The sequence below is a fragment of the Lysobacter korlensis genome (genome assembly GCF_042434515.1).
Genome location: NZ_JBHLTG010000001.1, coordinates 1,201,798 through 1,213,905 on the forward strand (window position 1 = coordinate 1,201,798; position 12,108 = coordinate 1,213,905).

Annotated in this window: 9 protein-coding genes; 6 read left to right on the plus strand and 3 right to left on the minus strand. The window is 66.2% G+C overall.

Going from position 1 to position 12,108, the window contains the following annotated elements; genetic code table 11:
* Positions 1-562 precede the first annotated feature (562 nt).
* From ACFFGH_RS05450 to ACFFGH_RS05465, 4 genes are all read left to right on the plus strand, one after another.
* Positions 563-1,705, plus strand: coding sequence for an OmpA family protein (locus tag ACFFGH_RS05450; protein WP_386665579.1), 1,143 nt, complete (start codon positions 563-565; stop codon positions 1,703-1,705).
* 191 nt (positions 1,706-1,896) lie between these two features.
* Positions 1,897-2,988, plus strand: coding sequence for an OmpA family protein (locus ACFFGH_RS05455; protein ID WP_386667389.1), 1,092 nt, complete (start codon positions 1,897-1,899; stop codon positions 2,986-2,988).
* A gap of 140 nt (positions 2,989-3,128) precedes the next feature.
* Complete coding sequence (locus ACFFGH_RS05460) at positions 3,129-3,644, plus strand: hypothetical protein (RefSeq protein WP_386665581.1); 516 nt, start codon at positions 3,129-3,131, stop codon at positions 3,642-3,644.
* A 9-nt stretch (positions 3,645-3,653) separates the two neighbouring features.
* On the plus strand, positions 3,654-4,454 hold the full coding sequence (locus ACFFGH_RS05465; RefSeq protein WP_386665584.1) for a pseudouridine synthase: 801 nt from the start codon (positions 3,654-3,656) through the stop codon (positions 4,452-4,454).
* On the opposite strand, the gene ACFFGH_RS05470 is transcribed toward ACFFGH_RS05465, so the two are convergent.
* From ACFFGH_RS05470 to tdh, 3 genes are all read right to left on the minus strand, one after another.
* Complete coding sequence (locus ACFFGH_RS05470; RefSeq protein ID WP_386667391.1) at positions 4,431-4,829, minus strand: HNH endonuclease; 399 nt, start codon at positions 4,827-4,829, stop codon at positions 4,431-4,433. The genes ACFFGH_RS05465 and ACFFGH_RS05470 overlap by 24 nt on opposite strands.
* 77 nt (positions 4,830-4,906) lie before the next feature.
* Complete coding sequence (gene kbl, locus ACFFGH_RS05475) at positions 4,907-6,163, minus strand: glycine C-acetyltransferase (protein ID WP_386665587.1); 1,257 nt, start codon at positions 6,161-6,163, stop codon at positions 4,907-4,909.
* A gap of 256 nt (positions 6,164-6,419) precedes the next feature.
* Positions 6,420-7,442 carry an L-threonine 3-dehydrogenase gene (gene tdh / locus ACFFGH_RS05480; RefSeq protein WP_386667393.1) on the minus strand — a complete coding sequence of 341 codons (1,023 nt, stop codon included), beginning with the start codon at positions 7,440-7,442 and terminating at the stop codon, positions 6,420-6,422.
* A 185-nt stretch (positions 7,443-7,627) separates the two neighbouring features.
* Between tdh and ACFFGH_RS05485 the strand changes: the two genes are divergently transcribed.
* Positions 7,628-9,778 carry a S46 family peptidase gene (locus ACFFGH_RS05485; RefSeq protein WP_386665589.1) on the plus strand — a complete coding sequence of 717 codons (2,151 nt, stop codon included), beginning with the start codon at positions 7,628-7,630 and terminating at the stop codon, positions 9,776-9,778.
* 91 nt (positions 9,779-9,869) lie between these two features.
* Complete coding sequence (locus ACFFGH_RS05490) at positions 9,870-12,035, plus strand: S46 family peptidase (RefSeq protein ID WP_386665591.1); 2,166 nt, start codon at positions 9,870-9,872, stop codon at positions 12,033-12,035.
* The last annotated feature ends 73 nt before the right edge of the window (positions 12,036-12,108 follow it).

Below are 12,108 nucleotides of genomic sequence, written 5' to 3' on the forward strand. Positions count from 1 at the left end.
GACAGCGGGAAAGCTTCCGATTCAGCTTGCTGTCTGATCTGGCAAAATAGCCGGCTTGTCTGTCAGCCGGGGGCAGTGGCGCAGTCCAACACGAACTTTAAGTACACAGCCGAAACTTCATGTCCGGCTCGTCGGCACTGCCCGGCTATTACGCAGGCAGCATTTCAAAGAGTGACGTGTGTGACCGGAACGCCGTGGCCCGTCGTTCGGCTCGCCGCGGGGGCGAACGGCTGCATTGATGTAACGCCAGTGGCGACAGACGGGTACAGCTGAAAGCTCATAGCGATTGTCTGACCTTATGCACGGGGCAGGCTGCGGCCCGCCTCGGGGTGAAGGCGCCCAAGCGCTCATCTCACCTAATTGATGGCGCTTTTGAACAGCTGACGGGATATCGCACGGGCTCCGCCGTTCTCACGAGCCCAGGCGATTGTTACACCTCTGTTAACATAGTCTTCACGGTCGCAAACCTAGGCTCCGCGGCGATGGCGTCATTCAGGCAGCTGTCCACGGATCACAGGAACACGCGGACGCGGTTTCCCTCTTTATGAACAAGGAGCACGACATGCACAAGAAACTCCTCTGCGCCGCCCTGCTGGGTGGCCTGAGCATCGCGCAGGTTGCCGGCGCGCAGACTTTCGATGACCGCTGGTACGTCACCGGTTCGATCGGGGGCAACATGCAGGACGATGAGCGTGGCACCGACAACGCTGGCTTCGCCGCGGTCGGTCTCGGCAAGTTCATCAATCCGTACTGGTCGGTGGAAGGGCAGCTCAACTACCAGAACCCGCTGTTCGAGGACAACAACGACCTGAACTGGAGCCAGTACGGCATCTCGTTCGATGTGCGTCGCCACCTCATCGCGGAAGGTCGCAACTGGAACCCGTACCTGCTGATGGGCTTGGGCTACCAGCGCTCGGAAGAAGAGTTTGATCCGTCCAACCCGCTGATCCCGGCCCGCTTCGAGCGCAACGGCGCGCCGAGTGAGCGCGAAGAAGGCAACCTGGCCGCCAAGCTCGGCTTCGGTTTGCAGGGCGATATCGGCCGCGTCGGTGTGCGCGCTGAAATCGCGTACCGCGCTGATGGCGACGACGACAGCGTCGCTGCGTTCCTCAATGACGAATTGCCACGCGATGACGGTCGCGACTGGTTCGGTGACGTGCTGGCCTCGGTTGGCGTCGTGGTCCCGCTCGGCCCGGAGCCCGTTGCCCCGGTCGCTCCGGCTCCGACCCCGGCTGCTGCACCGAACTGCGCGGATATGGATGACGACGGCGACGGCGTCAACAACTGCGACGACAAGTGCCCCGGTTCGCAGGCTGGCCAGACCATCGGTCCGGACGGCTGCCCGGTACCGGTCTCGATCGACCTGCGCGGCGTGAACTTCGACTTCGACAAGGCCACGCTGCGTCCTGACGCGGTGCAGATCCTCCAGGAAGCCGTGCAGATCCTGCAGCGCTATCCGCAGCTGCGCGTTGAAGTCGCCGGCCACACCGACCTGTGCGGTCCGGAGACCTATAACCAGGTGCTGTCGTCGGCTCGCGCCCAGACGGTGTTCGACTACCTGACCAGCAACGGCATCGACGCTTCGCGTCTGGCCGGCCCGGTCGGCTACGGCGAGACCCGTCCGCTGGAGCAGACCCCGGAAGAGCTGCCGGCCTGCAAGAACGAGCGCAACCGCCGCACCGAGCTGAACGTCCAGAACAGCTGATCGTTCAAAGCTCGCGCTGTACCCGAAGCCCGGCCTTGCGCCGGGCTTCTTTTCGCGTCGAAATGCGCCGGCGACATGGAACGTTAATCGGTTTTAACGACCGGACATGCGCGTGTATGATCGCGGCTCGGGGAGCCTGTTCAGCATGCGCGCGGCTTCTGATGTCTTTCCTTGTTTCCAGGAGTTTCGATATGAAGATGCGTTTGCTCTGCGGTGCGCTACTGGTCGGGCTCGTTGTCGTCCCGGGCGTTCAGGCCCAGCAATTCGACGACCGCTGGTACGTCGCTGGTTCGGCGGGCCTGAATGTGCAGGACAGCGAGCGAGGCACCCGAAACGCCCCGTTCTTTACACTGGGCGCGGGACGAATGGTAAGTCCCGCGTGGTCGGTCGAAGGCCAGTTCAATTACCAGAATCCGAATCTGGACATCAACGAAGACCTGTACTGGAGCCAGTACGGCGTCTCGCTTGACCTCCGCCGCCACTTCATGGCCGAAGGCCAAGGCTGGGGGCCGTATTTGCTGGTAGGGCTCGGCTATCAGCGCGCTGAGGAAGAGTTCGACGCGTCTCCGTCGCCGCAGTCGCCAGGCCAGCGTGAGGACGGCAACCTGGCTGCGAAAATTGGCGCTGGGCTGCAGAGCGATCTCGGGCGGCTCGCAGTACGTGCCGAGGTTGCCTACCGCGCGGACTTCGACGACAGCAGTGTGAATGCCCCGGACTCCGACTGGTTCGGAGACATGCTCGCCTCGGTCGGCGTGGTGATCCCGCTGGGTCCGGAGCCCGTTGCCCCGGTCGCTCCGGCTCCGACCCCATCCACTGCACCGAACTGCGCGGACATGGATGACGACGGCGATGGCGTCAACAACTGCGACGACAAGTGCCCCGGTTCGCAGGCTGGCCAGACCATCGGTCCGGACGGTTGCCCGGTGCCCGTGTCGATCGACCTGCGCGGCGTGAACTTCGACTTCGACAAGGCCACGCTGCGTCCTGACGCGGTGCAGATCCTCAGCGAGGCGGTGCAGATTTTGCAGCGCTACCCGGAGCTGCGTGTTGAAGTCGCCGGTCACACCGACCTGTGCGGTCCGGATGCGTACAACCAGCAGCTGTCGCAGCGCCGCGCCCAGACCGTGTTCGACTACCTGACCAGCAACGGCATCGACGCTTCGCGTCTGGCCGGCCCGGTCGGCTACGGCGAGACCCGCCCGCTGGAGCAGACCCCGCAGGAACTGCCGGCCTGCAAGAACGAGCGCAACCGCCGCACCGAGCTGAACGTCCAGAACAGCTGATCGTTTCAAGCTTGCGCTGTACCCGAAGCCCGGCCTTGCGCCGGGCTTCTTTTTTCAGGGTTGCTGCGTATGTGATCCGTTGCCGTTGTGAGAGGCGGCGGACGGCGCCTACACTGCTGTGCTGCTGACCGGAGAGAGCCATGCGGAACATGATCGGAATGATGCTGTTGGGGTTTGCGGGTGTCGCATCGGCGCAGGCGGCCGACCAGTGCGCATCACTTGCAGGAGCCCGCTCGCAGGTTGCGGGTGCAGACCTGATCCTTCCGCTCGCGCCCGAACTCGCTGCGCCGTCGTATCGCCCCGGCGCGCCAAGCGGCGTGCTTGCGCAGGCGCTCGACGAGATCCTGACGGTCGAGCAGGTGCTGCTGCGCAGGAAGCTCGACGCCTGCATGCTCGCGAAGGCAATGCCGGCATCGACACCGGGCCTGCCTGCCGCGACCGACCCGGCTACCTACAAGCCGAAGACCGAGTTCGACAACACGCCGTGGCGATTCGACATGAACCAGAACGGCAAGCGCATGACTGCCGACGAGTTCAGCGCCTGGATGAAGGCGCGCGGCGTTCGTGTCGCCCGCGGCGCGGCACCGGCCGCGGCGTCTGCGGATTCCCCGGCACAAGCGCCGGCCGAGGCTGCGCCGGAGCCGAAAGCCGACTGACGGCGCTTCATGCGTAAGCCGCCGGCACGTCGGCCGCGCGCGGCCGCGAATGCAGGCGCGCCCGCACCGCGCCGGCATGGCCTCGCGCGGACGCTGTCCAAGGCCGGGGTCTGCTCGCGCAGCGAAGCAGTGCGCTGGATCGAAGCTGGTCGCGTGCGCGTCAATGGACGCGTCGTACGCGACCCGGAGTTCCCGGTCGTGCAGGGCCGAGAGCGGCTCGAGATCGAAGGCATCGACGCTCCTGCAGGCCCGCGCTTGTACGTAATGCTCAACAAGCCGCGCGGCCTTGTTACGACCGCGCGCGACGAGCGCGGGCGCGAAACGGTCTACCGTTGCTTCGACGGTGAAGCACTGCCTTGGCTCGCCCCGGTGGGGCGGTTGGATCAGGCCAGTGAGGGGCTGCTGCTGTTTTCGAACGACCCCGAGTGGGCTGCGCGCGTAACGGCTCCGGAAACGGGGCCGTCAAAGACGTACCACGTCCAGGTGGATACGGTGCCCGGCGCCGAAGTGCTGGCAGCGCTCGAGCGGGGTGTGATCGAGAATGGCGAACCGCTGCGCGCATCGTCGGTGCGGACGCTGCGCACGGGCGCAAAGAATGCCTGGCTGGAAATCGTGCTCGACGAAGGGCGCAACCGGCAGATCCGGCGTCTGCTGGCAGCAAACGGTATCGGTGTGCTTCGGCTGGTTCGGGTGGCGATCGGGTCGTTGCAGCTCGGTGAGTTGCCCAAGGGGCAGTGGCGCATGCTCGAAAACAGCGAAATCGAGGCGCTTGCAGCGCCGTCGAGCCTAGCGGCCCCCGTCGGGTCCTGACGGTTCACGCCAGCGGGCGAGCCGCGTCGCGAGCAGGGCTTCAACTACCTCGCGCGCCCGTGCATCGAGCGGCCCGCGGGCATCCGGCCCCTTGCCCTTGTCGTGGTTGCAGCGCGTGCATGCAACCGCGAGGTTGCGCGCGTCATCGGGGTCGCCTCCGACGCGCTCGATCAAAGGCCTGGCCGAACGTTTGGAAAACCACGCTCGCGGTATCACGTGTTCGAGCGACGCGGAGCCCCGCGGCTCGCCGTCGGCTGCCACTTGCAATCGGGTGCGGCAGTGCAGGCAGCGGGTTTCCCAAACTCCATCGGCGAACTGCGCTTCGTTGTCGGTCGAGACCGCACGCAGGAACAGCCGGCGCAGTCCAGGCCGCATGTCAGCGGTCACACCGGCGCCGCGCGACGGCATCAAGCCGGACGGCGCGGCCCGGAGTGCGCCGCGCGTCCATTGGCTCAGGCCGGGATGACGCCGAGCTCGCGACCGATGCGCGTAAACGCGTCGATCGCGCGGTCCAGATGCTCACGGGTGTGTGCAGCCGACATCTGCGTGCGGATGCGCGCCTGACCCTTCGGCACGACCGGGAAGAAGAAGCCGATCGCGTAGATGCCTTCCTCGAGCAGGCGCTGCGCGAACTTCTGTGCGAGCGGCGCGTCGTACAGCATCACCGGCACGATCGGATGCACGCCCGGCTTGAGGTCGAAGCCCGCTTCGGTCATTCGCTCGCGGAAATAGCGCGTGTTCTCTGCCAACTGCAAGCGCAGTTCGCCGGCTTCGCCAACCATCTCGAATGCCTTGATGCCGGCTGCGACCACGTGCGGTGGCAGCGAGTTCGAGAACAGATACGGACGCGAGCGTTGGCGCAGCACTTCGATCACTTCGCGCTTGCCGGTCGTGAAGCCACCGAGCGCGCCGCCCATGGCCTTGCCCAGCGTGCCGGTGAAGATGTCGATCTTCTCCATCACGCCCTTGACCTCGGCCGAGCCGCGACCGGTCTGGCCAAGGAAACCGGTCGCATGGCACTCGTCGATGTGCACGAGCGCGCCGTACTGCTGCGCAAGCCGCGCAATCTCGTCGAGCGGCGCGATGAAGCCGTCCATCGAGAACACGCCGTCGGTCGTGATCAGGATCGTACGTGCGCCGTCGGCCTTCGCCTGCTGGAGCTGCTTCTCGAGCTCGGCCATGTCGCAGTTCGCGTAGCGGTACCGCTTGGCCTTGCAAAGACGCACGCCGTCGATGATCGATGCGTGGTTGAGCGCGTCGGAGATGATCGCGTCGTTCTCGTCGAGCAGCGGCTCGAACAGGCCGCCGTTCGCGTCGAAGCAGGCGGCGTAGAGGATTGTGTCTTCGGTGCCGAAGAAATCGGCGATCGTCTTTTCAAGCTGCTTGTGCAGATCCTGCGTGCCGCAGATGAAGCGCACGCTGGCCATGCCGAAGCCGTGCGTATCGAGCGCGTCTTTCGCCGCCGCGATGATGTCGGGATGATCGGCGAGGCCGAGGTAATTGTTCGCGCAGAAATTCAGCACCGTGCGGCCGTTCTCGAGCGTAATTTCGGCCGATTGCGGCGAGGTGATGATGCGCTCGGACTTGAACAGCCCGGCGTCGCGGATTTCGTCGAGCGTATGCGAATAGCGTTCGGTGAGTGACACGGCAACCTCGGCGGAAGTGGGAGGCGGCAGGCGATGCCGCCAGTTTGCGACCCTCGATCGCATGGATGCGATCGAGGAGCCTACATGGATGTATTCACGGCGTGTCGCGAACTGGCGGCATCGCCTGCCGCTGCTGCGACGCTGCAGGGCGAAAGAAACGCGCGGCGTCCTGGGCTTGCAGAAGGCGCGCGCCGAACGCGGGTGGGCGCGCGCGACACGCCGCAAGTACGTCCATGTAGGCTCTTCGACGGCATCCATGCCGTCGAAGGTCGCGCGCGCCCACCCGCATCCGACACGCGCTCGACCTTCGGCGTATTCGTCAATTCCAGCTCAGCACAACCTTGCCGGCCTTGCCCGATTCCATCAGCTCGAAGCCCTGCTGGAATTCTTCGACGGGCAGCTGATGCGTCAGCACCTTGCCCAGCGGGAAACCCGACAGCACGAGCTGCGTCATTTTGTACCAGGTCTCGTACATGCGCCGGCCGTAGATGCCGTGCAGCGTGAGGCCCTTGAAGATGATCTTGTCCCAGTCGGCGCCTGCGCCCTTGGGCATGATGCCGAGCATCGCGATCTTGCCGCCGTGGTACATGCAATCGAGCATGTCGTTGAACGCGCGCGGATTGCCGCTCATCTCAAGGCCAACGTCGAAGCCCTCCATGTGGAGGTCCTTCATGACGTCCTTGAGCGAGGTGTTGGTGACGTTGACCACGCGCGTCGCGCCCATGTCGGCAGCGAGCTTGAGGCGGAAGTCGTTGACGTCGGTGACTACGACATTGCGCGCGCCGATGTGCTTGCAGATGCCGGCCGCAATGATGCCGATCGGGCCCGCGCCGGTGATCAGCACGTCCTCGCCGACCACGTCGAATTCCAGCGCGCAATGCGCGGCGTTGCCGTAGGGGTCGAAGAATGCCGCCAGCTCGCTCGGGATCTGGTCCGGGATTGGCCACAGGTTGCTGGCCGGCATCACGATGTATTCGGCAAACGCACCGTTGCGGTTCACGCCGATGCCGACGGTGTTCGGGCACAGGTGCTGGCGCCCGGCGCGGCAGTTGCGGCAGTGGCCGCAGACGATGTGGCCTTCGGCCGACACGCGCTGGCCGAGCTTATACCCGCTGACGCCCGGGCCGAGCTCCGCGATGCGGCCGACGAATTCGTGCCCGATCACCAGCCCCGGCGTGATCGTGCGCTGGCTCCACTCGTCCCACAGGTAGATGTGCAGGTCGGTGCCGCAGATCGCGGTCTTTTCGAGCTTGACGAGGACCTCGTTCGGGCCCGGCCGCGGGACCGGGACTTCCTCCATCCAGATGCCTTTGGTCGCTTCGCGCTTGACCAGCGCGCGCATCGTCTGGGCCTGGGGAGGCCGAACCGGGGTTTCTACTGACATGGGTCGTCTCGCTGAATGCACGCCGCGGCGGCAGGGAAGGCCCGAATTATACGGCCGGGCCTGTTAACGGCCCGGCGTGGCAATTGCCGCCATCGGGCCGCTTCGCCTATCGTCGGTCGCCCTTGCACCTGCCGGATATCCGCATGCGCCGTCGTCTCCTTGCTGCCTCCCTCGCGCTGTCGCTCGGCGCTGCCCACGCGGACGAAGGTATGTGGATGCCGTCCCAGCTGCCCGACATCGCCGAGCAGTTGCGCAAGGCCGGCTACGAGGGCGACCCGGCCGCGCTGGCCGACCTGACGAAGCCGCCGATGAACGCGGTGGTGAAGGTGGGCGGGGCGACCGGCGCATTCGTCTCAAAGGACGGGCTGGTGCTGACGAACCACCATGTCGCGTTCGGCGTGATCCAGTACAACTCCCGGCCCGACCGTGACCTGATCGGTGGAGGTTTCGTCGCGGCCGACCGCGCGGCGGAGCTGCCGGCGAACCCGGACTACCGCGTGCTGGTCACGACCGGCTTCGACCGCGTCACCGACCGCATCCTCACCGGGGCACGCGGCAAGAGCGGGCGGGCGTACTACGACGCGGTGGACGCGGCGACCAAGGCCGTGGTGGCCGAGTGCGAGCGCGAGCCGGGCACACGCTGCAGCGTCGCGGACATGTACTACGGCACCGATTTCTATCTGATCCGGCAACTCGAACTGCGCGACATCCGGCTTGTGTATGCGCCACCGGATGCGATCGGCAATTACGGGGACGAGATCGACAACTTCATGTGGCCGCGCCACAGCGGCGATTTCACCCTGCTGCGTGCGTACGTGGGCAAGGACGGCCGGCCGGCGGACTATTCGCCGGACAACGTGCCGTATGCGCCCCCCGCACATCTGCAGGTGTCGACCGCACATGTCAACGAGGGCGATTTCGCGATGCTTGCCGGCTATCCGGGCATCACGTTCCGCCATCGCATGGCGCCGGAATTCGCGAACCAGGTCGAGTGGCAACTGCCTTCGCGTGTGGCGCTGTACAAGCGAATCGTCGACACGATCGAATCGACGGCGGCCAAGGACGCGGACGCGAAGGTGCTGTACGCCGCGCAGCTCGCCAGCCTGAAGAACGGCCTCAAGCGTGCGCAGGGCGAGCTCGACGGCTTGCGCCGCAGCGATGCGGTCACCGTGCGTGCGCAGGACGAGGCGACGATGCTCGCGTGGTTGGGCCGCCAGCCCGCCGCAAAGGCAACGCTGACCGACATCCGCGCTGCGCAGACCGTGCTCGACAAGGCCCTCGCCACGCGTGAGCGCGACCAGCTGCTGGCCGTGCTGCGCAGCCAGACCCAGCTGCTGCGCTCGGCGCTTACGCTGCAGCGCTTGGCGCTCGAGAAGGCCAAGCCCGACGCGCAGCGCGAAGGCGGCTACCAGCAGCGCGACGAGGCGTTGATCACCGGCCAGCTCAAGCAGGTGCAGCGCCGGTTCTCGCCGGCGGTCGAAAAAGCGGTGCTCGCCGAGCTGCTTGCCCAGTATCGCGCGCTGCCTGCCTCGCAGCGCGTGCCCGAGATCGACTCGGTGTTCGGCACCACTGCGGAGTCGACACAGGCGGCACTCGATGCGCTCTACAGTGGCACCAAGCTCGGCGACGAGGCCGAGCGCCTGCGCCTGATGTCGGCGGATGCGGCTGCGCTGGCGGCTTCAACCGATCCGCTGCTACAGGCGGCCGCGAAACTGACGCCCGCGCTGCTGCGCCTGGAAAACGAGGCGAAAACCCGCGACGGCGAGCTGCTGCGGCTGCGGCCGGCGTACATGCGTGCCCTGATCGGTTTCCGAAAGTCGCAGGGGCGGGCGGTCTATCCGGATGCGAACTCCACGCTGCGCGTGAGCTACGGCAAGCTGACCGGGCTGCAGCCGCGCGACGCGGTCGTCTATGAGCCGCTGACCACGGTGCAGGGCATCGCGGAAAAGCACACCGGCGAGGCGCCGTTCAACGCGCCGGCGCCGCTGCTCGGGGCGATCGCAAAAGGGAACTTCGGCAACACCGCCGATCCGAAGCTCGGTACCCAGACCGTCGACTTCATGACCAACCTCGACACCACGGGTGGCAATTCCGGCTCGCCCGTGCTCGATGCGCGCGGCCGGCTGATCGGCATCAACTTCGACAGCAACTGGGAAGCCGTCAGCGCGAGCTGGATGTACGACCCACGCTACAAGCGCGCGATCCACGTCGATGCACGCTACATGCGCTGGCTTATGGACAAGGTCTACCCCGCGCATCATCTGCTGCGCGAGATGGATCTGCCCGTCGAGTGACCTGAACCCGTCACGTCGCACCCGGCACCGGTGCTGGGCCGGCGCACTCTGCCCTTAGACTCAGCTGTTCAACCCCCGTCAGGAGTGTTCCATGCGTTATTCGGTATTGGCCGTCGCCGTTGCACTGGCCGGCGTGTGCGTCGGTGGCGCCCGGGCGGGCGAGGGGATGTGGGTGCCGCAGCAGTTGCCTGAAATCGCCGGACCGCTGAAGAAAGCCGGCCTCGAGCTGAGCCCGAAGCAGCTCGCCGACCTGACCGGCGACCCGATGGGCGCGGTCGTCTCGCTCGGCGGCTGCACCGCGAGCTTCGTCTCGCCGCAGGGCCTGGTGGTGACGAACCACCACTGCGCGTACGGCGCGATCCAGCTCAATTCCACGCCGGAGAAGAACCTGCTGCAGACCGGCTTCAATGCGCCGAAGCCCGGTGACGAGCTTTCGGCCGGCCCGAACGCCCGCATCTACGTGCTCGATTCGATCCAGGACGTGACCAAGCAGGTGCGCGCTGCGCTCGCTGCCGCGCCCGATGCGCTGGCCCGCACGCAGGCACTGGAATCGCTGGAGAAGAAGCTCGTCGCCGATTGCGAAGCCGAGGCCGGCTATCGCTGCCGCGTGTACAGCTTCGCCGGCGGCAATACCTACCGGCTGTTCCGCAACCTCGAGATCAAGGACGTGCGCCTGGCGTACGCGCCGCCCGGCAGCGTCGGTAACTACGGCGGCGAGGTCGACAACTGGATGTGGCCGCGCCACACCGGCGACTTTGCGTTCTACCGCGCCTACGTCGGCAAGGACGGCAAGCCGGCCGCGTATTCGCCGGACAACGTGCCGTTCAAGCCCAAGCGCCACCTGAAGATCGCCGATCGCGACCTCGACGTTGGCAGCTTCGTGATGGTGGCCGGCTATCCGGGCTCGACCAGCCGCTACGCGCTTGCGAGCGACTTCGATGCGACCGCCGATTGGACATATCCGACCATCGGCCGGCACTACAAGAACCTCGTCGCGATGGTCGAGGCCGCCGGCAAGAAGAACCCCGACATCGCGGTGAAGTACGCCAGCACCGCGAAGAGCTGGGCGAACGTGCTGAAGAACTACGACGGCCAGCTCGAAGGCTTCAAGCGCATCAATGCGGCCGAGACCAAGCGCAAGGATGAGGAAGCCGTGCTCGCATGGCTGCGCACGCAGGGCACGAAGGGCAAGGCCGCGCTCGCTGCTCACGATCGTCTGGTGCAGCTTGGCGAAGAAGCGCGCGCGACGCGCGAGCGCGACCTCGTGTTCAACCAGCTGCGCAACCTCGGCGTCATCGGCGCCGCGTCGCAGCTCTACCGCCTGTCGATCGAGCGCGAAAAGCCCGATGCGCAGCGTGAGCAGGGCTACCAGCAGCGCGACCTGCCGGCGTTCGAAGGCGGTCTGAAGCAGATGGAGCGCCGCTACCACCCTGCGATGGATCGCGAACTGCAGGCCTATTGGCTGCGCGAGTACGCGAAGCTGCCGCAGAGCCAGCGCATCGCCGCCCTCGACCGGTGGCTGGGCGGCACCGACGAGAAATCGATCAAGCGCGCGCTCGATCGCCTCGCGAAGACCGAGCTCGGCAATGCCGATCGCCGCATGGCACTGCTCAATGCCGACCGTGCGACGCTCGAGGCGAGCAAGGATCCGGCGGTGCAGCTCGCGGTCGCGCTGATGCCGACCGTGCTCAAGCTCGAGGAGCAGGGCAAGACCCGCAGCGGTGACACGCTGGTCGCGCGCCCGGTGTACCTGCAGGCGGTGGCCGATTACAAGAAGAGCCGCGGCCAGTTCGTGTATCCCGATGCGAACTCGTCGCTGCGCATCACGTTCGGCAATGTCACCGGCTACACCAAGGCCGACGGCAGCCGCCAGCCCGCGTTCACCACGCTCGAGCAGGTGGCAGCGAAGGCGACCGGCAAGGAGCCGTTCGACGCGCCCAAGCCGCTGCTCGATGCCATCGCCGCGAAGAACCACGGCGGGCTCGTCGATCCGGAACTGGGCACCGTACCGGTGAACTTTCTGTCCGACCTCGACATCACCGGCGGCAACTCGGGCTCGCCGGTGCTCGATTCGAAGGGCAAGCTCGTCGGGCTCGCGTTCGACGGCAACTGGGAGTCGGTCAGCAGCAACTGGGTGTTCGACCCGGAGATGACGCGCATGATCTCGGTCGACCAGCGCTACATGCGCTGGATCATGCAGGAGGTGTTCCCCGCGCCGCAGCTGCTCGCGGAAATGGGCGTGCCGGAAAAGAACTGACACATGTGACGCGTAAGAAGGGCCGGCCGGATGATCCCGGTCGGCCCTTTGTTTTTGTGGTGCGGGCTCTGCG

Excerpts from the sequence above, each read along its gene's own strand:
- ACFFGH_RS05450 (WP_386665579.1), top strand. The coding sequence starts at position 563 with ATGCACAAGAAACTCCTCTGCGCCGCCCTGCTGGGTGGCCTGAGCATC.
- ACFFGH_RS05455 (WP_386667389.1), top strand. The coding sequence starts at position 1,897 with ATGAAGATGCGTTTGCTCTGCGGTGCGCTACTGGTCGGGCTCGTTGTC.
- ACFFGH_RS05460 (WP_386665581.1), top strand. The coding sequence starts at position 3,129 with ATGCGGAACATGATCGGAATGATGCTGTTGGGGTTTGCGGGTGTCGCA.
- ACFFGH_RS05465 (WP_386665584.1), top strand. The coding sequence starts at position 3,654 with ATGCGTAAGCCGCCGGCACGTCGGCCGCGCGCGGCCGCGAATGCAGGC.
- ACFFGH_RS05470 (WP_386667391.1), bottom strand. The coding sequence starts at position 4,829 with ATGCGGCCTGGACTGCGCCGGCTGTTCCTGCGTGCGGTCTCGACCGAC.
- kbl (WP_386665587.1), bottom strand. The coding sequence starts at position 6,163 with ATGCGATCGAGGGTCGCAAACTGGCGGCATCGCCTGCCGCCTCCCACT.
- tdh (WP_386667393.1), bottom strand. The coding sequence starts at position 7,442 with ATGCGCGCGCTGGTCAAGCGCGAAGCGACCAAAGGCATCTGGATGGAG.
- ACFFGH_RS05485 (WP_386665589.1), top strand. The coding sequence starts at position 7,628 with ATGCGCCGTCGTCTCCTTGCTGCCTCCCTCGCGCTGTCGCTCGGCGCT.
- ACFFGH_RS05490 (WP_386665591.1), top strand. The coding sequence starts at position 9,870 with ATGCGTTATTCGGTATTGGCCGTCGCCGTTGCACTGGCCGGCGTGTGC.